The organism is Nocardia abscessus (assembly GCF_015477775.1).
In the GTDB taxonomy this organism is placed as follows: domain Bacteria; phylum Actinomycetota; class Actinomycetes; order Mycobacteriales; family Mycobacteriaceae; genus Nocardia; species Nocardia abscessus_A.
Map to the genome: position 1 here is coordinate 1 of NZ_JADLQO010000001.1, position 18,945 is coordinate 18,945.

Consider the following 18,945-nt stretch of genomic DNA (forward strand, 5'->3'; position numbering starts at 1 on the left):
ACCGTTCTCGGTGCACGGCCCATCGGCCAGCACCTGACCACGCTCCACCCGCTGACCCTCGTCCACAATCGGACGCTGATTCGAGCACGTGCCCTGATTCGACCGGTTGAACTTCCGCATCCGGTAGGACTTGCGCGTGCCGTCATCGGCCATCACGGTGACGTAGTCGGCGGAGACCTCCTCGACCACACCCGCCTTCTCGTTCACCACGACGTCGCCCGCGTCCACGGCGGCGCGCAGCTCCATACCGGTGCCCACGATCGGGGCCTCGGAACGGATCAGCGGCACGGCCTGACGCTGCATGTTCGCACCCATCAGGGCGCGGTTGGCGTCGTCGTGCTCGAGGAACGGGATCATCGCCGTCGCGACCGACACCATCTGACGCGGCGAGACGTCCATGTAGTCGACCTCGGTCGCAGCGACGAGCTCGTTCTCCTCGTTGCCCCGGCGGCACAGCACCCGGTCCTCGAGGAAGCGGCCGTCGGCGTCGACCGGCGAGTTGGCCTGGGCACGGACGTGCCTGTCCTCCTCGTCGGCGGTCAGGTAGCGGACCTCGTCGGTCACCCGGCCGTCGACCACCTTGCGGTACGGCGTCTCGATGAAACCGAACGGGTTGACCCGCGCGTACACCGACAGCGAGCCGATCAGGCCGATGTTCGGGCCTTCCGGGGTCTCGATCGGGCACATGCGGCCGTAGTGCGACGGGTGGACGTCACGAACTTCCAGGCCGGCGCGCTCACGGGACAGACCACCCGGGCCCAGCGCCGAGAGACGGCGCTTGTGGGTCAGGCCCGACAGCGGGTTGTTCTGGTCCATGAACTGCGACAGCTGGGAGGTTCCGAAGAACTCCTTGATCGCCGCGACGACCGGGCGGATGTTGATCAGGGTCTGCGGCGTGATCGCCTCGACGTCCTGAGTCGTCATCCGCTCGCGGACCACGCGCTCCATCCGGGACAGACCGACCCGGATCTGGTTCTGGATCAGCTCGCCGACGGTGCGCAGGCGACGGTTGCCGAAGTGGTCGATGTCGTCCACTTCCACCGGGACCTCGACGCCACCGGGGGCGGTCATGGCCTTGTCGCCCGAGTGCAGGCGCACCAGGTACTCGATGGTGTTGACGATGTCTTCCTTCGTCAGCACCGAACCGACGACCTGCTCGCCCACGTGGATGCCGAGCTTCTTGTTGATCTTGTACCGGCCGACGCGCGCCAGGTCGTAGCGCTTCTCCTTGAAGAACAGGTTCTCCAGCAGGGTCTGCGCGGACTCCTTGGTCGGCGGCTCGCCCGGACGCAGCTTGCGGTAGATGTCCAGCAGCGCCTCGTCCTGACCGGCGGTGTTGTCCTTCTCCAGGGTCGACATCATGATCTCGGAGAAGCCGAAGCGCTCGACGATCTCCTCGGTGGTCCACCCCAGCGCCTTGAGCAGCACGGTGACCGGCTGACGGCGCTTGCGGTCGATGCGCACACCGACGGTGTCGCGCTTGTCCACGTCGAACTCCAGCCACGCGCCGCGCGACGGGATGACGCGCACGCTGTGCAGGTCCTTCTCCGTGCCCTTGTCGACGCTGTGGTCGAAGTACACGCCCGGCGAACGGACCAGCTGTGAGACGACGACGCGCTCGGTGCCGTTGATGATGAACGTGCCCTTGTCGGTCATCATCGGGAAATCACCCATGAAGACCGTCTGGCTCTTGATCTCACCGGTGTTGTTGTTGATGAACTCCGCCGTGACGAACAGCGGAGCCGCGTACGTCATGTCCTTGTCTTTGCACTCGTCGATCGAGGCCTTGACCTCTTCGAAGCGTGGATCGGAGAAGGACAGCGACATGGACCCGGAGAAGTCCTCGATCGGGGAGAGCTCCTCGAGCACCTCCTCGAGGCCACCGACTAGGCCGACGTCGCCGCGAGCGGCCGCGCGCTCGCGCCAGTCGGGCGAACCGATCAACCAGGCGAACGATTCCGTTTGTAGGTCGAGAAGCCCGGGCACCTCCAAGGGTTCACGGATCTTCGCGAAAGACACCCGCAACGGGGCTCCGGGGATTCCGGCAACTGCCTTGGTCTGGGTGGAGACTGCCAAGATGCGTCCTTCCAGCACCTCACGCGCGTCGCGTGGTGGTCCGCGACCGTCGCTTGTCTGCTACGAATTCCGCTGGTTACGACCCGAACGAAACTCGAACAGGCACCAACGGAAGTAACACCGGAAGGGTGGGACTTACGTGTGCGAATCGAGGTATGGACAGGAGGCAGCCAGCGCAACGTCCAAACCTACACCCAAGTACACGGGGGTGTCAAAGTACCACCCGTGTGATCGTCCGCATGGCTGGCGCGCCGGGCCGAATTCGCTGGCTGCGTCGTGAGCCGCGGTGCGCTGGAAGCCACTGTGACAGCTGCCGCTGTTGTGAATAGCGTGACGGTTCGGGCGAAACTCGTCAAGTGGCAGGCCCGGCCGGAGCACCGACGAGATCGCCTGCCGCGCTGCGTCATCCCGGCCATTGCGGCGGCCGTTACTGGTCCACGATGTCGCTGGCCAGCCAGCGACCGTCCACCTTTTGCATGTGCAGGACCACGGGCCCGGCCACGCTCTGCTGCGCTACGCCGTCCTTGGTGGCGCTGACCACCAGATTGACGATCAGCTCCGCGCGATCATCGGTGAGCAAAGTCACAGCAATCGGATCGGACTTCGCGTCGGCGCTGGTCTGCGCCTGTTTCACCGCCGAAATAGTGGTGTCGGCGTACTTGTCCAAATCGGCGAGCATCTTTCCGGTGAGCACCTGCTTCGCGGTGTCCCGGTAGCCGTCGATGTTCTTCACGTCGTAGGCGTAGACGGTCCGCAGGGCATTGTCGGCGGCGGCCCGCACTTCCTGGGTGGCCTCGTTGTCCACATATGCCCGATTCGACGTGTCGACCCCGGGCCGCTGCGCGGCAACCCACGCGAAACCGCCCAGCAGGAGCGCCGCGATCAGCACGGCAGCGGTCACACCCCAGCGCGGGCGTCCCGCCTGCGACCGCTCGGGGCGATCGGTCTTCCGCTTCCGCGGCACGAACCCCCGCCGACGCGACGATCCGGCGGCGTCAGGGCGTCGATCGGTGCGTACGGCCCCCGGATCGGCGGCGGGCCGGGAGGAGCCCGCCACGCGTGGTTTACGGGCCGCCGCGGGCCGCTCGATCCGCGTGGACCCGGCCCGCGCCGGTTCCGTGGCGGGCCTGCGCTTGGAAGTGACGCGGTTGACCGGTCGGCGAGACGTCATGGTGTCCTCCTACGATCCCGGCTTCGGCGCGGCGGGCGGCTGGTCGGCGGGCGGGGCGGCCGCCTGCTGGGCGGGGCCGCCGCTCAACAGCACCGGCTGGCCGAGCGAGGAGATCTGCTCGGCCTTCCAGACCGCGCCGTCCTTGGCCAGGTCGACGGTCCAGCTGTAGCGATAGTCGGCGGGCGGCTTGTCCTTGCCGTTCTCCGTGACCTGCAGCACGACCAGCGCCGATGCCTTGTCCTCCTCGCTGTTGAGCGAGGTGAGCGCGGCTCCGAGCACCTTCGAGGTCATCCCGATCCCGGTCTGCTGGGCGAGCTTCTCGGCCTGGTCCTTGTTCTTCGTGGCCGAGTCCAGCAGCGGGCCGGTCATCGAGGACCTGGCCAGCGCCAGCGAGCCGGGCACGTCGTCCATGTTCATCGAGGTCATGTTGAGCGCGGCTTGACGCGCGGCGTCCAGAGCGGTGTCGCGGGCGTCGGCGCGCGGGCCGTCGGTGAGCGCGGCGCGCACCCAGCCGGCGCCGAACCACGCGGCAGCGATCACCGCGACCACCAGCAGTGCGGACGAGGCGGCCAAGGCCACCCGGCCGAGGGTGGACGTGCCACGCGGGTGCTCGGACTCGGCCCCGCCCCGGTCGGCAGCGGCCTTCCGATCGCCTGCGTCCGGCTCGGCGGAGGGGGCGGGCGTGTCCGCCGCTGCCTTCGCCGTGTTCGGCCCTGCCTTCGCCATGTCCGGTCCCGCCTTCGCCGTGCCCGGTCCTGCCTTCGCCGTGCCCGAGGCTTCCTCCGACACCGAATCGGATCGCTCGGTCGGATCGGCGGTCACGACAGCGCCCCGCCGTCGCTCGGCTCGGTCGCGCTCCAAGGCCACGTGCCCGTGGTTCGCTCGGTCCAGTCAGTCACGCGAGACACCCTAACGTCATTGCTCCTGGTCACCGCTTGGGCGTGACCCCCAGCAGGGTCGACAACTGCACGGCGACCGGAGTCAGGTTCAGCTTTTCCGGATCGGTTTTGGGGTTGGAGTCCCAGGGCTGCACGATGGCCGGGTCGGCGTACTCGGCTCGCTCGCCACCGCGGACGGCGGTCGGATTACCGAACGGCACCAGACATTTGGCGTCCTTGTTGAACGGGAATTCGTCGCGCGTGTCGTCGAAGTCCGGGTTCTGCGCCTTCATCTGTTCCAGAATTCGGTACGTGCCCTCGTAGCCCACGGTACAGGTGGGCGGATTGTTGGTCTCGAGCACCAAGCCGAAGTGGCTGGTCCCGTCGCCGGGCGCGGTGGAGGAGCCACCGATCGACAGCTGCGGGAGCATCTGCAGCAAGGGTTTGATCGCGTAGAACTTCGGCGAGATCGCCTGCAGCAACAGCCGCAGGTTGGCCAGGTCCTGGGTGAGCGAGCCGCCGCTCTCCTCGATCAGCGCGCCGAGTTGCTCGCCCGCGTCGGTCCCGGTGCCGATGAGCCTGCGCACGTCGGGATCGCTGGAGCGCAACTGGTCGGTGAGCCTGTCCAGGCCGTCGCTGAATTCGCGGATCGCGGTGGACTGCTCGGCCTGCGTGCCGAGGGCGACGCGGCCGTCGCGGATCAGCTGGATGGTCTGCGGCAGGGTGGCGTGGAAGGTCTCGGTGAACTGGTTCAGCGAGTCGATCAGCACTTGCAGATCGTCGCCCTTGCCGTCGAACGCCTTGCCGAGTTCGCGGACCGTCGTGTTGAGCGCGTTCAGGTCCACCGAACCCGAGAAGGTGTCCACACTCGACAGCAGCTCCTCGACCGACACCGGCAGGGTCGCCGAGGTGATCACGGAGTTGTCGCGCAGGTACGGGCCCGCTTCCGAGTCGGGCTGCAGGTCGACGTACTGCTCGCCGATCGCGGATCGGTTGGCGACCACGGCTTTCGCCGAGTCCGGGATCTTCGGCGAGCTCGAGTCGATGACGAGGTCCATCACGACGCCCTCGCCGGTGAGTTCCAGCGCGCCGACCCGGCCGACCGGCACGCCGCGATAGGTCACCTCGGCGCCCTTGTAGATGCCGCCGGTCTGCGCCGCCCGCAGCTTCACCGTGTACTCGTTGAGCCCGAACAAGTGGTCGAGCCGGATGTACTTGCCGCCGACGTACACCACGCCGAGCACCGCGATCACCACGAACGCGATGAGCTGCCACCGCACCAGACGGGTCATCGCGGACCACTCCCTACGCCGAGCTGCTCGAGGATCGCCCCGACCGGACCGGGCGGCACGCCCGGCGCGGGCGGCTGCGCCATCAGCGGCGGCAGCGGCAGGATCGACACCGTCGGCCAGCCCGGACGCGGGCCGTTGCCGTTGTAGTACGGATTGGTCGGGTTCACCGGCACGGGCGGACCCACCGGCGGGATGTACACCGGATCGGGTTTACCCACACCGAGATTTCCGAGCGTGACGCCGATCTGCTGGTCCACCGACAACCACGTGTTCACACTGCCGCCGAAGGTGCTCTCCAACGCCGAGTCGGGGAACGGGTAGGTCGGGATCAACGGAACGGCCGCGACCAGATCCGGCGCCGAACGGCCCAGCTCCTGCAGCGTCGGCCGCAGCGCCGTGAGGTCGCGGATCAGGTCGTCCTTCGAGGTGTTCAGCACGTCGAAGCCGGCCTCGCCGAGCCGGTCGAGCTGGGCGAGCAGGCCGACCAATTGCGGGCGCTGCTCTTCCAGGATCTTGATGCCCTGCGGCAACTGGTCGAGGATCAGGCCGATCTGCTCGGTCTGCCTGCTGACCCTGCTGCTGAGCACGTCCAGGCCGTCCAGCGCGCGGGTGATGTCGTCCACCTGCTCGTTCAGGCCGCCGATCAGCGTGTTGGCCTGCTCGATCAGCGAGCGCACCCGGTCTTCCCGGCCGCCGATGGTCTTGTTCAATTCGGTGACGATCGGCTGCAACTGCGCGACGCCACCACCGTTGAGCAGCAGCGACAGCGCGCCGAGCACCTGTTCGACCTCGGTGGCGTGCCGGGTGCGGTCGACCGGGATCACCGAGCCGTCGGCGAGCCGGGTCGGCTCCGGATCGGCGGCGGGCCGGGAGAGTTCGATGAACTTCTCGCCGAGCAGGTTCGACTGCCTGACCTCGGCGCGGGCGTTGGCGGGCAGGGCTACCGACGAGTTGACCAGGGTGCGCACAGTGGCGGTCCACTGGTCCTTGCCGATGCTGATCTTCTCGACCCGGCCCACCGGCACACCCTCGACCTTGACCGCCGACTGCGGCACGAGGTCGAGGACGTCGTCGAACTGGATGTCGATGTGCATCGGGTGCTCGCCCACCTCGGCGCCGCCGGGCAGCGGCACGCTGTAGATGCCGTCGGCGGCGCACGAAGTGACCAGCGCGGCGGACAGGCCCAGCGCCACAGCCGCGCCGAGCCCCCGTACGACGGAACGGACTCGAATGCTCATCGCTCCCCTCCCTGGGACGGCGGAAGCCGGTCCGACGGCGTACCGGGCACGGTGCCCGGCACCGGGTCGCGCTGCTGGTTCTCGCCGCTGAGGATGCCGAACGGCAGGTTCAGCGTCGGCGTCTGCACCCCGGCGGTGACCTGGTCGGTGATCTCCTTGCAGTGGTCGAGAATCGGCCGCATCTGCCTGCCGAGCGCCTCGAACTTGGGATCGCCCGGCATCAGCTTGGACAGGTCGAGCATCTTGCACACCGCACCGAACGGGTCCTGCAGTTCCGGGAAGTTGGCGCGCATGTCGAGGGTGCCCGATTCGGCGTTGTGCACGTTGATCAGGTTGCTCAGCGCCACCGGCAGGACCGGCAGCAAGGCGGCCACGTCGTTGCGCTGATCGGACAGCGTCTGGGTGAGCTGGATCAGCCCTTCGGCATTGCTCGCGATCAGGTCGCGGTTGTCGTCGACGAAGCGGGCGACGTCGCCCAGCGCGATCGACAGCAGATGCAGAGCCGCGCCGAGATCTCGGCGCTCGTCGGCGAGGAAGGTCGACAGGTCGGCCAGCTGGGTGTTGAACTGCCGCACCTGCTGGTCGTTCTGGGCCAGCATGGTGATGAAGGCCTGCAGGTTCTTGACCGTGTCGAAGATGTCACCGCGCGCGTCCGACAGGTAGCGGGCCGCCCTGGACAGCTGGGTGAGGCTGTTGGCAAGCGCCTCGCCGTTGCCCGCCAGGTTCGCCGCGCCGGTGCGCACCAGCTCGTTCACCGCGCCCTCGGCGTTGGCGCCGTTCGGGCCCAACGCGTCCGAGAGTTCGGTGATGCTCTTGTACAGCTGGTCGACCTCGACGGGCGTTGCCGTGCGCTCGCGCGGAATGGTCGCCTCACGCGCCATCTTCGGGCCGTCGGTGTAGGCCGGGGTGAGCTGGATGTAGCGGTCCGAGACGATGGAGGGGGTGATCTGGGCGGCCCGCGCGCCCGCGGGCACGTCGTACTTGCGGTCCACGCTCATCACGATCTTGACCTGATCGCCCTGCGGCTGCACCGAATCCACCGAGCCGACCGGCACGCCGAGGATTCGCACGTCCGAGCCCTCGTAGATGCCCACCGAACGATCGAAGTACGCGGTGATCTTGGTGGTGGTCATCCGGTTGAACAGCCACCACAGCACCACCGCCACCAGCACGGCGAGGACGACGACCAGCGCGATGCCCACCTTGGCGCCTCGGCCGGAGCCGCGCACCGCACCGACGGGATCGCTACGCCAGTTGTCCGCCACGTCAGTTACCTCCCAAAGTACGGATCGGCTGACGGTAGCCGGGGATTTCGGGCAGCGCGGGCGGCAACACGTTGACGATCACCGCGTCGAACCAGCGGCCGGTGCCGAGCACGCTGGCGTAGAGGCTGTAGAACGGCGCAGCGAGTTCCAGCGTCTTGGAGATGTTCTGCTGGTTGGCGTTGAGCAGATCGATGGCGGCGCGCAGATTCGTCAGCGCGGGCCCGATCTGTTCCTCGTTGTCGTGCACGAGCGCGCTCAGCTCCGCCGAAACCGTCTGGGCGCCGGACAACAACTGCTTGATGGACTGCTGCCGGATGTTCAGCTCGGCGAGCAGCTGGCCGCCGGAGGCAAGCAGCCGCTCGAACTCCGCGTTGCGATCGGCGAGAATCTGCGTGGTCTGCCTGGTCGCGGCGAACAGCTTCTTCAGCTCCTGGTCGCGTTTGGCCAGCGTCTCCGACAGCCGGGCGACGCCGTCGATGGAGCCGCGAATCTCCGGCGGCGTAGTCTCGAACGCCTCCGACAGCACCTGCATGCTCCTGGCCAGCTGGGCGGTGTCGATCTGATCGATGGTGCGCGCCGCATCGGTGAAGGCGTCCACCACGTCGTACGGAGACACCGTGCGCGAGAGCGGAATCCGCGAACTCGGATCGGCGGGCTTGGAGCCCCGCGGGTCGAGCGCGAGGTACTTCTGCCCGAGCAGCGTCTTGATCTGGATGGACGCGGTGGTCGCGTCGCCGATCCAGGTGTCCTTGGTGCGGAAGTCCACGAGCACACGGTTACCGGCGAGCCGGACATCGGACACCGAACCGACCTTCACGCCCGCGACCCGGACTTCGTTGCCCTTCTTCAGACCCGCCGCCTCAGTGAATTCGGCGGTGTACTTGGTCCCCGCGCCGATGATCGGCAATCGATCGAGGTAGAACGCCGAGATCGTCACCAATAGCACCACGGCGATGCCGAGCGCGCCCAGGAACGCCGGGCTGCGCTTGCCGAGCAGAGAGCGGTCGTCCATCAGCGAGCCTTCCCATGGCAGCGCGGCGCCGCGTTCGTGTACAAGGGCTGGTTGATCGTCGGCATGCCGGCGGGCAGGTTCAGCTGCGGTGCGTCGACCGCGCCCGGCCCGACGACGATGTCGATGCCGCACAGATAGAACTGGAACCAGGAGCCGTAACTGGCGGCGCGACCGAGCTTCTCCATCTTCAGCGGCAGGTTGTACAGCGCTTCGTTCACCTCGTCCTGACGCTCGTCGAGCGTGCCGGCCAGCTGGCTCAGGCCCGCGATCGAGCCCTGCAGCGTCGGGCGCACCGGCACGAGCAGGTCCGATGTCGCCGAGGTCAGGTTGGCCAGCGAGGTCACCGAGCGACCGATCGTGTCGCGTTCGGCGTTCAGCCCGCTGATCAGCGCCTCGGTGTTGACGATCAACTGGTCGAACTGGTCGTCGCGCTGATTGACCGTGTCCAGCACGGCGGTCAGATTGCGCGTCAGCTCACCGATCACGGCGTCCTTGTCCGCGATCTTGTTGGTCAGGTTCGCCGTGCTGGCGACCAGATCGCGGATGGTGCCCTGCTCGCCCTGGAAGACCTGGATGATCTCGAAGGACAGCTTGTTCACGTCCTCGGCGGTCAGCGTGCGGAACAGCGGACGGAAGCCGTTGAACAGCGTGGTCAGATTCAGCGCGGGCCTGGTGCGCTCCAGCGGGATGGTGCCGCCCTCGTTCAGCTTGCGACCCTGCTCCCCCGTCCCCTGCTCCAGCGCGATGTAGCGCTGGCCGACCAGGTTGCGGTACTTGATCGTGGCGGTGGTCGAGGCGGGCAGCCAGTCCCGATCGGTGAGATCGAATTCCACCTCGGCCAGGCGTTTGTCCACGATCGAGACGTCGGTGACCTTGCCGACCCGAACGCCCGCGATGCGAACCTCGTCGCCGGGGTTGAGCGCGGTGACGTCGCTGAACCTGGCCTTGAATCCCGTGCCGCCGCCGCTGTAGTTGGCGATGGACAGCGCGAGCATGGTGGTCACGAACAAGGTCACCACGACGAAGATGATCAGCTTGGTCAGCGACCCGCCCAGGCCGCGCAGATGCTCCTTCATCGGACGCTCACCTCGCTTCCGCGGAACGCGGGCGCGCCGGCCCGGGTCACCCAGCTCGGCACCTGATCCGGGGCGACGCCGTTGGCCGCGCCGTAGATCGCGCCGAGTGACTGCTGCTCCATCGGCGAACCCGCGATCGTCGGCATCTTGCTCGCCGGGTGGACGCCGAACTGCGGTGGCTGCAAGTGGCCGATCTCCTGGTCACCGGGGTTGCGGCTGGGGACGGCGTAGGAGCCGTCGTTGTTCGGACCGCCGGTGTACTGGCCGGGATCGACACCGAGCGGCATCTCCGGGATGCACCACGGCCCCCTGGTGTCCAGCCAGCGCGGCTCGTCCTGGTTGGGCAGGTACTTGCCGCGGGGGTTGGTGAGTTCGATGGTCACCCGGGAGCCGGGCTGGTCGGTGCCCTTGCCGAAGATCCGGTCGATGCGCGGCTTGAGCTGCGCGAAGTTCGCCAGTGAACAGGCGTAGTTCGGCGAGTAGTAGGCCAGTTGCTCCAGCGCGGGACGCGCGTCGGCGGCCACGTCGATGATGTTGTCGCGGTTGGCGATCAGGAACTCGGTGGTGGTGGCCGCGGTCGGCGTCAGCGTCGCGTACAGGAGGTCGATGTCGGTGCGCCGCTGCACGATCGTGGCGTTGGTGGTGCGCAGATTGTCCAGGGCCTGGATCAGCTGCGGCGCCGCGTCGGAGTAGGTGGCCGCCACCTCGGCGAAACTGCGCAGGTCCGCCTGCAGGTCCGGCAGCACGACATTGACCTGGCGGAAGGCGTCGTCCAGCTTGTCCACGGTCTGGCCGAGCGCGAAGCCCTGACCGGCGAGCGCCTGCGACAGCGCGCCGAGGGTGGCGGCGAGATCCTGTGGCGGGATGGCCTGCAGCAGCGGCAGCAGGTCGTCGAGCAGCTTGCTCAACTCGACGGCGTTGCCGCTGACGTCCTGGCGCAGCGTCACGCCGTCGGTCAAATGCTGCGGGCTGGGGTCCTCTGGGATCACCAAATCCACGTAGCGCTCGCCGAACAGGGTCTTGGGCAGCAGGCGCGCGGTCGCGTTGGCCGGGATCTGCTGCGCCTTGTCCGGGTTGATCGCCAGGTTCAAGGTCACCTCACCGCCCTCGGACTTGCTCGAGCGCACCTCGCCGACGTTGATGCCGCGCACCTTCACGTCCGCGTTGCGGGTGAGCGCGTTGCCCACGCTGTCGGTGATCAGGTCGACGTGCACCGTCCGCACGAACTGCTTGTTGTAGATCGCGATGGTGACCCACAGGAACAGCGCGACCACGACGAAGAAAGCGATGCCCAGCACTCGAGTTCGCAGCTTTTCGGTCGAGCGCCAGGTCTGGATGCGGCTCATCCGGCCACCCGCACCGTGGTGGTGGTGCCCCAGATCGCGAGGCTGAGGAAGAAGTCGAGCACGTTCACCAGGACGATCGCGGCGCGGACCGCGCGACCGACCGCGACGCCGACACCCGCGGGTCCGCCGGTGGCGTGGAATCCGTAATAGCAGTGCACCATGATGATCACGAACGCGAAGACCAGCACCTTGAGGAACGAATAGAGCACGTCCTCCGGTGGCAGGAACAGACTGAAGTAGTGGTCGTAGGACCCGCTGGATTGCCCGTTGAACCAGATGCTGATCATCCGCGACGCCAGGAACGTGCCGAGCAGGCCGACGATGTAGAGCGGGATCACCGCGAGGAACCCGGCGATCACCCGGCTGGTGACCAGGAACGGCACGCCGGGCACCGCCATCACTTCGAGCGCGTCGATCTCCTCGGAGATCCGCATGGCGCCCAGCTGCGCGGTGAAACCACAACCGACCGTCGCCGAGAGCGCGAGCGCCGCGACCAGCGGCGCGATCTCGCGGGTATTGATGTAGGCGGTGAGGAAGCCGGTGAGCACCGAGCTGCCGAGCGCGTCGAGTGCCTTGAAGCCCTGCAGGCCGACGACGACGCCGACGGAGCCGGACATGAACACGATGACGCCGATGGTGCCGCCGATCACCGCCAGCGCGCCGGTGCCGAAGGTGACCTCGGCGAGCAGCCGCATGACTTCCTTGCGGTAGTGCACCGCGGTCCGCGGGATCCACGCGATGGCGCGCGTGTAGAACGACATCTGCTCGCCGGCACGGTCGATGACGTTGAGCGGCATGCGAGCGACTTCACCCGCCCGGCGCAGAGACTTGGCGACCGGGGTGCGGTATGACGTGGCCATCGGTCAGGCGCCCTTGGCCGGGACGACCTGTAGGTACACCAGGGTCAGGATGAGGTTCACGAAGAACAGCACCATGAATGTGATAACCACGGATTGGTTCACCGCGTCACCGACTCCTTTCGGGCCCCCCTTGGGATGCAAGCCCTTGTACGCGGCGATGACACCGGCGAGCAAGCCGAAGACCGCCGCCTTGATCTCACCGATCCACAGGTCCGGCAGCTGGGCGAGGGCGGAGAACGACGCGAGGTAGGCGCCGGGTGTGCCGCCCTGCAGCAGCACGTTGAAGAAGTACCCGCCCGCGATGCCGACCACCGAGACCAACCCGTTGAGCAGCAGCGCGACCAGCATCATGCCGATCACGCGCGGCACCACCAGCTTTCGCACCGGATCCACGCCGAGCACTTCCAGTGCGTCGATCTCCTCGCGGATGGTGCGCGAGCCGAGGTCGGCGGCCACCGCCGACCCGGCCGCGCCCGCGATGATCAGGGCCGTGACGACCGGAGCCGCCTGCTGGACGGTTGCCAGCACACTGGTCGCGCCGGTGAAGGATTCCGCGCCCAATTGCTTGATCAGCGAACCGGTCTGCAGTGCCACGACCGCGCCGAACGGAATCGCGACCAGCGCGCTGGGCAGGATCGAGACACTCGCGATGAACCACGACTGCTCGATGAACTCCCGCCACTCGAAGGGACGACGGAATGTCTTGCGCAAAACGTCGATGAGCAGCGCAAATATATTGCCGGCCTGGGCAAACCCCGACTCCAGGGGAGTTCGCAATCGCGCCAGGGTCGAATTCACGATCGCAGATGTTACCCGTTAGTTGTGTTGTGTCGCACGGTGGTGTCGTACGTGCCGCCCTGATAATTAGCCAGGTCGCCGCTGTTGTACGCCATCACCTGCGTGTCGTCGTTCTCCGCAAGTGATTCGCGGATCGCGACCTGGGCGGCGTGCGGCAGCGTGTGCATGATCTCGCGCACGCGCTCCTTGCGCCGCAGCACCCCTTGGCGCACCGGCATACCCGGCGTCGCGCGCATCTGCGGGATGATCCCCTCGACCTCTTCCGCGCCGCCGTGATGGTGCCCGGCGTCCACCAACGCCTGCTCGCGCGCCATCTGCGCCTCGTCCTTCTCCTCGGACATGCCGATCGGGCCGATCATGCGGCCGTTGAGGAACTGCTTGACCACCGGCTCCTCGGAGGTGAGCAGCACCTCGCGCGGACCGAACATGACCAACTGGCGACGGAAGAGCATGCCGATGTTGTCCGGCACGGTGCGCGCGAGGTTGATGTTGTGCGTGACGATCAGGATGGTGGCGTCGATCTGGGCGTTGATGTCGATCAGCAGCTGAGACAGGTAGGAGGTGCGCACCGGGTCGAGACCCGAGTCGGGCTCGTCGACGAGGATGATCTGCGGATCCAGCACCAGGGCGCGGGCCAGCCCGGCGCGCTTGCGCATACCGCCGGAGATCTCGCCGGGCAGCTTGCCCTCGGCCCCGAGCAGACCGGTCAGCTCCAGCTTCTCCATGACGATCTTCTTGATCTCGGATTCGCTCTTCTTGGTGTGCTCGCGCAACGGGAAGGCCACGTTGTCGAACAGATGCATCGACCCGAACAGCGCGCCGTCCTGGAACAGCACGCCGAAGAGCTTGCGGATCTCGTAGAGCTCCTTGTTGGAGCAGGTGGTGATATCGGTGCCGTCGATGTAGATGGAGCCGCGTTCCGGGCGCAGAAGTCCGATCAGCGACTTCAGGAACACCGACTTACCGGTGCCGGACGGGCCCAGCAGCGCGCTGACCTCGCCCGAAGGCAACGTCAGAGACACGTCCTGCCAAATTCGCTGTGAACCGAAAGACTTGGTTACACTCTCGGTCCTGACCTCGACGCCCACGCCAACCTCCACAATTCTCAGCGAGCTGCCCCACCGGCGAACCGCGCGCTCGGTCATCGCGGTGCGTCACGTCACAGTGGGTTCGGTCACTGTAACTCATGGGACAGATCGGGCACACCCCAACCTGACTGCGTAGTAACTCCGCAATCCTTTCGGTATCGCCGATAGCGGCCAGGTTGCCAGAAAACGCAAACGGGCGGTCCCCCAAAGGAGACCGCCCGTTCGGCGTGTTTCGGTCGTGAATTACTTGACCGAGACCTTGGCGCCGGCCTCTTCCAGCTTCGCCTTGGCGGCCTCGGCGGCCTCCTTGGCGACCTTCTCCAGGATCGGCTTCGGAGCGCTCTCGACGAGGTCCTTGGCTTCCTTCAGGCCCAGGCCGGAGACGATCTCGCGGACCACCTTGATGACCTGGATCTTCTTGTCGCCCGCGCCCTCGAGCACGACGTCGAACTCGTCCTGCTCCTCGGCGGCCTCGGCCGGAGCGGCGGCACCGCCGACAGCGGCGACGGCGACCGGAGCAGCGGCGGTGACCTCGAACTTCTCCTCGAACTTCTTCACGAAGTCCGACAGCTCGAGCAGGGTCATGTTGCCGAAGGTCTCGAGCAGTTCGTCAACGTTGGCCATTGTTGTTTCCCTTTCGGTAGTCGATGTCTATGCGGGCGAGTCGTGCCGCCCGGTCTTACTCGGCGGCAGATCCGCCTTCTTCGGCCTGCTTCTTCTCCTGCAGCGCGGCGGCCAGGCGGGCCACCTGCGAGGCGGGAGCGTTGAACAGACCGGCGGCCTTCGCGAGGTTGCCCTTCAGCGCGCCGGCCAGCTTGGCCAGCAGCACCTCGCGGGTTTCCAGGTCGGCGATCCGCTCGACCTCGGACACGGACAGCGGAGCGCCGTCCATGTAGCCGCCCTTGATGATGAGCGCCTTGTTGTCCTTCGCGAAGGTCTTCAGGGCCTTGGCCGCGTTGACCGGCTCACCGGTGATGAAGGTGATCGCGGTCGGTCCGACGAACAGGTCGTCGAGGCCTTCCACGCCCGCCTCCGCGGCGGCCCGCTTGACCAGGGTGTTCTTGGCGACGGAGTACGTGGCTTCGGCGCCGAGCGCGCGCCGCAGCTCGGTGAGCTTGCCGACCGACAGGCCACGGTATTCCGTGACGACGGTGGCCGTCGAGCTCTTGAACTGCTCCGCGATCTCCTCGACCGCGGTGACCTTCTCGGGTTTTGCCATACTTCGCCTCCTCTCTGATTGGTCGGTTCGTATACGCGAACTACCGATCAGGGGCCGGCGACAAAACAAACGCCCCGAACGCAGAGCGTTCCGGGGCGCAACAGAAAACCGAGCCGGGACAGACCCGGATCAATTCCCAGCCTCGGCTCTCCCTGCGTGGGCCGCCGGCAATGTCGCCGGACCTTCGACCGAGCCCATACGGGATCGGCGACCAACGGTCTTCGGTAGAACGGATTGGGTAGCGATCGAACTCGTCGATAACTGCCGTCCAATGTACCTGCATGGGTTCCCATCTGCCAAAACGACCTCGGCGAAAACCGGATGGAAACCGGCCCACCGTTCGATCGCTGTGTCGCGACTCACATTCGAACGCAACTGTGGCCGACGTCGCCCAAGAAAAGTGTTACTCACAGTCACAGTTAGTGTTTAGGCTCCGAACTATGGCAACTTCCATAGTCGATCCACCGAAGGTGCTGGAACGACGCACCGCCCGCTTCGCCGCCTTGGCCGTGATCTGCCTCGCGGAACTCCTGGTCGTCCTCGACAACACCATCGTCAACGTGGCGCTGCCCTCCCTCGGCGTCGACCTGTCCACCGGCATCAGCGGCCTGCAATGGGTGGTCGACGCGTACACGCTGACCTTCGCAGGACTCTTGCTCGCTTTCGGCAACCTGGGCGACCGGTACGGCCGTCGGCGCGTGATGACGATCGGCCTGGCCGGTGTCGCCGTCATGTCGATCGGCGGCGCACTGTCGGACTCCATGGGAGCGGTCATCGCGGCCCGCGCCGCCATGGGCGTCTTCGCCGCCGCCGTCTTCCCCGCGACGCTCGCGCTGATCATCAATATCTTCACCGAACGAAGGGAGCGCGCGCTCGCCGTCGCGGCGTGGACCGCCATGGCGGGCTTCGCGATCGCCATCGGCCCCATCTCGGGCGGCTGGTTGCTCGAGCACTTCACCTGGCACGCGGTGTTCTGGATCAATGTGCCGGTCGCGCTGGCCGCCTCGGTCGCGACGCTGATCTGGGTGCCCGAGTCGCGCTCGTCCCGGGTGGGCAGACTCGACGTGCTCGGCATAGTGCTGTCCATCACCGGAATCACGTCGCTCGTGTGGTCGATCATCGAGGCGCCGCGACACGGCTGGCTGTCGATGACGACGCTGGGCACCGCCGCACTCGGCGCCCTGCTGCTCACCGGTTTCGTCGCCTGGGAATTGCGCACCGCCACACCGATTCTCGACCTGCGACTGTTCCGCGATCGCCGATTCTCCCTGCCCGCGCTGGCAATCGCGGTCGGCTACTTCTCGATGTTCGGCTTCCTGTTTCTCATCACCCAATATTTCCAAGGCGTACGGGAATACACCCCGCTCGAATTCGGCATCGCCTCGTTGCCGTTCGCGTTCTCGGTGGCCGCGGGCGCTCCCATCGCCACCCTTCTCGCACAACGGCTCGGCGCCACGCCCGTCATCGTGTTCGGTCTGCTGCTGACCGGAGTGGGTCTCTACCTCGGTGGTCAGGTGACCGTGGACAGCGGCTATCTGACCGACGTGCTGCCGTCGATGGTCTCGATGGCGCTCGGCCTGGCCATCGTGCAGGGCCCGGCCACCGAATCGATCATGAACTCACTGCCGTTGAACGAGGCGGGCGCCGGATCCGCGGTCAACGACACCACCCGGGAGATCGGCGGCACGCTCGGCGTCGCCGTGCTCGGCTCGATCGTGGCCTCGTACTACAGCAGTCGCATCGCGCCGCGCATCGACGCCGTGCCTGCCGGGCTGATGAACGACGACGAGAAGGGCCTGGTGAAGGCCAGCCTGCTCAGTGTCATCGAAATGCGTAAACGTCCGCTGCCGCCGTTCTTCGAGACCCAGCGCGAGAATCTGATCGTCGCGATGAAGACCGCGATGCTCGAAGGTTCGCACGCCGCGTCGCTGGTGGCCGCGGGCGCGGTCGCCGTGTGCGCCGTGCTCGTGGCGATCTTCCTGCCGTGGGGCGCGCAGCCCGGCGAGCCCATGCTGCTCGGATGGCGGAAATCACCCGATGCACAGGGTGAATCAGCACTGTAGCGCCGATCGGACATCGTCTCCGGGCCGGAGAATGCCGCGGCCCTCAGCCGGGTGCGGAGGCAGGGCGCGCCGGTACACGATCGACGTCGTGTGATCCGTGTACCGGCACGTGGCGTTCTCAGGGTCTCGCGCGCTCGGCATGCCGTACGAGCGCGCGCAGCACGGCGGAAGCACCGGACCGGAATTCGGCGGCGGCGATCAGTCCGTCCGGGCCGACGTCGTCGCGCAGCACCGGCACTCGCGCGCCGACGTCGGGATCGATGTCGGCGCCCACGTATCCCAGCACACTGCGCAGGGTCGCGGTCGCGCCGTCGCCACGCCCAGCGGGCGCGACGGTGAGCCACGAGACCGGCTTGCGGTGGAGGTCACCGGTGCCGACGGTCCAGTCCAGCAGGTTCTTCAGGCTGCCCGGCAAGGTGCCCGCGTATTCCGGGGTGCACAACAGCACGGCGTCGGCACGCGAAAGTTGTTCGCGGAGCGCGACGACCGACGAATGAGTGGTGCCGTCGTCGTCCGGGTTGAAGGCGGGCAACTCCGCGAGGCCGTCGTACCAGCGGGTTTCGACGCCTTCCTGGGCAATCGCCGCGACCGTCCGCAGAGCGGCGGAATTCGTGGAGGCGGCGCGAGTGCTGCCGGAGATCAACAGAACAACGGTCACACTGAGCCCAACGACGGCGCGGGGCTGTTTTAGTCCGTATACGCATTCAGTCCGTATACGCCTTCAGTCCGGATACGCATTTAGTCCGGATACGCACAACGGCGGGAACGCGTACGCGTTCCCGCCGTTGTGGTCAGCTCAGCTGCTACTACTTACGCTTCCTCTTCGAGGAGGTTGCGGGTGCGGTTCGGGTCCACCGGGATGCCCGGTCCGGTGTTCGTCGAGACCGTCACCTTCTTGACGTAGCGGCCCTTGGCGGTCGACGGCTTGGCGCGCAGGATCTCGTCCAGCGCGGCGCCGTAGTTCTCCACCAGCTTGGTGTCGTCGAAGGACGCCTTGCCGATGACGAAGTGCAGGTTGGCCTGCTTGTCGACGCGGAAGTTGATCTTGCCGCCCTTGATGTCGTTGACGGCCTTGGTCACATCGGTAGTGACCGTGCCCGTCTTCGGGTTCGGCATCAGGCCGCGCGGGCCGAGAACGCGCGCGATCCGGCCGACCTTGGCCATCTGGTCCGGGGTGGCGATCGCGGCGTCGAAGTCCAGCCAGCCGCCCTGGATCCGCTCGATCAGGTCCTCGGCGCCGACGGCGTCGGCGCCCGCGGCCTCGGCCTCGGCGGCCTTCTCGCCCGCCGCGAACACGATGACGCGAGCGGTCTTACCGGTGCCGTGCGGCAGGTTGACCGTGCCGCGGACCATCTGGTCCGCCTTGCGGGGATCCACACCCAGACGCACGGCGACCTCGACGGTCGCGTCGGTCTTGGTGGTGGCGGTCTCCTTCGCCAGGCGCGCGGCGGCCAGCGGGGAGTAGAGCTTGGAGCGATCGACCTTCTCGGCCGCGGCGAGGTACGCCTTGCTTCGTTTTGCCATGATTCTCTGTCCTGTTCGATCGGCGGTGCTACCGGGGCT

Annotated in this window: 17 protein-coding genes; 1 reads left to right on the forward strand and 16 read right to left on the reverse strand. The window is 67.0% G+C overall.

Annotated features, from left to right (window positions below; translation table 11 throughout):
• The 14 genes from IU450_RS00005 to rplJ form a co-directional block, all read right to left on the reverse strand.
• On the reverse strand, positions 1-2,094 hold a 2,094-nt coding region (locus IU450_RS00005; protein WP_195034612.1), incomplete at its 3' end, for a DNA-directed RNA polymerase subunit beta.
• 409 nt (positions 2,095-2,503) lie between these two features.
• The gene (locus IU450_RS00010; RefSeq protein ID WP_195147751.1) at positions 2,504-3,247 is read right to left on the reverse strand and encodes a hypothetical protein; all 744 of its coding nucleotides are present in this window, start codon (positions 3,245-3,247) and stop codon (positions 2,504-2,506) included.
• 9 nt (positions 3,248-3,256) lie between these two features.
• Positions 3,257-4,069 (reverse strand): hypothetical protein, encoded by an 813-nt coding sequence (locus IU450_RS00015; RefSeq protein WP_195147752.1) that lies wholly within the window; start codon positions 4,067-4,069, stop codon positions 3,257-3,259.
• 106 nt (positions 4,070-4,175) lie between these two features.
• A complete protein-coding gene (locus IU450_RS00020; RefSeq protein WP_195147753.1) occupies positions 4,176-5,417 on the reverse strand; it encodes an MCE family protein in 1,242 nt (413 codons plus the stop codon).
• Positions 5,414-6,655, reverse strand: coding sequence for an MCE family protein (locus IU450_RS00025; RefSeq protein WP_195147754.1), 1,242 nt, complete (start codon positions 6,653-6,655; stop codon positions 5,414-5,416). Before IU450_RS00025 ends, IU450_RS00020 begins: the two co-directional genes overlap by 4 nt.
• Complete coding sequence (locus IU450_RS00030; protein WP_324197535.1) at positions 6,652-7,884, reverse strand: MCE family protein; 1,233 nt, start codon at positions 7,882-7,884, stop codon at positions 6,652-6,654. Before IU450_RS00030 ends, IU450_RS00025 begins: the two co-directional genes overlap by 4 nt.
• 37 nt (positions 7,885-7,921) lie before the next feature.
• On the reverse strand, positions 7,922-8,932 hold the full coding sequence (locus IU450_RS00035; protein ID WP_228833876.1) for an MCE family protein: 1,011 nt from the start codon (positions 8,930-8,932) through the stop codon (positions 7,922-7,924).
• On the reverse strand, positions 8,932-10,008 hold the full coding sequence (locus IU450_RS00040; protein WP_195147756.1) for an MCE family protein: 1,077 nt from the start codon (positions 10,006-10,008) through the stop codon (positions 8,932-8,934). Before IU450_RS00040 ends, IU450_RS00035 begins: the two co-directional genes overlap by 1 nt.
• The gene (locus tag IU450_RS00045; RefSeq protein ID WP_195147757.1) at positions 10,005-11,354 is read right to left on the reverse strand and encodes an MCE family protein; all 1,350 of its coding nucleotides are present in this window, start codon (positions 11,352-11,354) and stop codon (positions 10,005-10,007) included. Before IU450_RS00045 ends, IU450_RS00040 begins: the two co-directional genes overlap by 4 nt.
• The gene (locus IU450_RS00050) at positions 11,351-12,214 is read right to left on the reverse strand and encodes an MlaE family ABC transporter permease (protein ID WP_416382821.1); all 864 of its coding nucleotides are present in this window, start codon (positions 12,212-12,214) and stop codon (positions 11,351-11,353) included. Before IU450_RS00050 ends, IU450_RS00045 begins: the two co-directional genes overlap by 4 nt.
• Positions 12,215-12,217: 3 nt before the next feature.
• On the reverse strand, positions 12,218-13,012 hold the full coding sequence (locus tag IU450_RS00055; protein ID WP_051046989.1) for an MlaE family ABC transporter permease: 795 nt from the start codon (positions 13,010-13,012) through the stop codon (positions 12,218-12,220).
• Between the two features lie 11 nt (positions 13,013-13,023).
• A complete protein-coding gene (locus tag IU450_RS00060) occupies positions 13,024-14,157 on the reverse strand; it encodes an ABC transporter ATP-binding protein (protein ID WP_228833877.1) in 1,134 nt (377 codons plus the stop codon).
• A 186-nt stretch (positions 14,158-14,343) separates the two neighbouring features.
• Positions 14,344-14,724, reverse strand: coding sequence for a 50S ribosomal protein L7/L12 (gene rplL / locus IU450_RS00065; protein ID WP_043733084.1), 381 nt, complete (start codon positions 14,722-14,724; stop codon positions 14,344-14,346).
• Between the two features lie 55 nt (positions 14,725-14,779).
• Complete coding sequence (rplJ, locus tag IU450_RS00070) at positions 14,780-15,319, reverse strand: 50S ribosomal protein L10 (protein WP_043698931.1); 540 nt, start codon at positions 15,317-15,319, stop codon at positions 14,780-14,782.
• 440 nt (positions 15,320-15,759) lie between these two features.
• Between rplJ and IU450_RS00075 the strand changes: the two genes are divergently transcribed.
• Positions 15,760-17,382: an MFS transporter gene (locus IU450_RS00075; RefSeq protein WP_195147759.1), complete on the forward strand. Its 1,623-nt coding sequence runs from the start codon at positions 15,760-15,762 to the stop codon at positions 17,380-17,382.
• 118 nt (positions 17,383-17,500) lie between these two features.
• Here the strand turns inward: IU450_RS00075 and IU450_RS00080 are convergent, their stop codons facing one another.
• Positions 17,501-18,040 (reverse strand): NADPH-dependent FMN reductase, encoded by a 540-nt coding sequence (locus IU450_RS00080; RefSeq protein WP_195147760.1) that lies wholly within the window; start codon positions 18,038-18,040, stop codon positions 17,501-17,503.
• Positions 18,041-18,192: 152 nt separating this feature from the next.
• A complete protein-coding gene (gene rplA, locus IU450_RS00085; RefSeq protein WP_195147761.1) occupies positions 18,193-18,906 on the reverse strand; it encodes a 50S ribosomal protein L1 in 714 nt (237 codons plus the stop codon).
• Positions 18,907-18,945: the final 39 nt, after the last annotated feature.

Bases quoted from the DNA above. Each gene is read 5' to 3' on its own strand.
- IU450_RS00035 (WP_228833876.1), bottom strand. From the start codon at position 8,932: ATGGACGACCGCTCTCTGCTCGGCAAGCGCAGCCCGGCGTTCCTGGGC.
- IU450_RS00025 (WP_195147754.1), bottom strand. From the start codon at position 6,655: ATGAGCATTCGAGTCCGTTCCGTCGTACGGGGGCTCGGCGCGGCTGTG.
- IU450_RS00060 (WP_228833877.1), bottom strand. From the start codon at position 14,157: ATGACCGAGCGCGCGGTTCGCCGGTGGGGCAGCTCGCTGAGAATTGTG.
- rplL (WP_043733084.1), bottom strand. From the start codon at position 14,724: ATGGCCAACGTTGACGAACTGCTCGAGACCTTCGGCAACATGACCCTG.
- rplA (WP_195147761.1), bottom strand. From the start codon at position 18,906: ATGGCAAAACGAAGCAAGGCGTACCTCGCCGCGGCCGAGAAGGTCGAT.
- IU450_RS00010 (WP_195147751.1), bottom strand. From the start codon at position 3,247: ATGACGTCTCGCCGACCGGTCAACCGCGTCACTTCCAAGCGCAGGCCC.
- IU450_RS00050 (WP_416382821.1), bottom strand. From the start codon at position 12,214: ATGGCCACGTCATACCGCACCCCGGTCGCCAAGTCTCTGCGCCGGGCG.
- rplJ (WP_043698931.1), bottom strand. From the start codon at position 15,319: ATGGCAAAACCCGAGAAGGTCACCGCGGTCGAGGAGATCGCGGAGCAG.
- IU450_RS00075 (WP_195147759.1), top strand. From the start codon at position 15,760: ATGGCAACTTCCATAGTCGATCCACCGAAGGTGCTGGAACGACGCACC.
- IU450_RS00040 (WP_195147756.1), bottom strand. From the start codon at position 10,008: ATGAAGGAGCATCTGCGCGGCCTGGGCGGGTCGCTGACCAAGCTGATC.
- IU450_RS00045 (WP_195147757.1), bottom strand. From the start codon at position 11,354: ATGAGCCGCATCCAGACCTGGCGCTCGACCGAAAAGCTGCGAACTCGA.
- IU450_RS00020 (WP_195147753.1), bottom strand. From the start codon at position 5,417: ATGACCCGTCTGGTGCGGTGGCAGCTCATCGCGTTCGTGGTGATCGCG.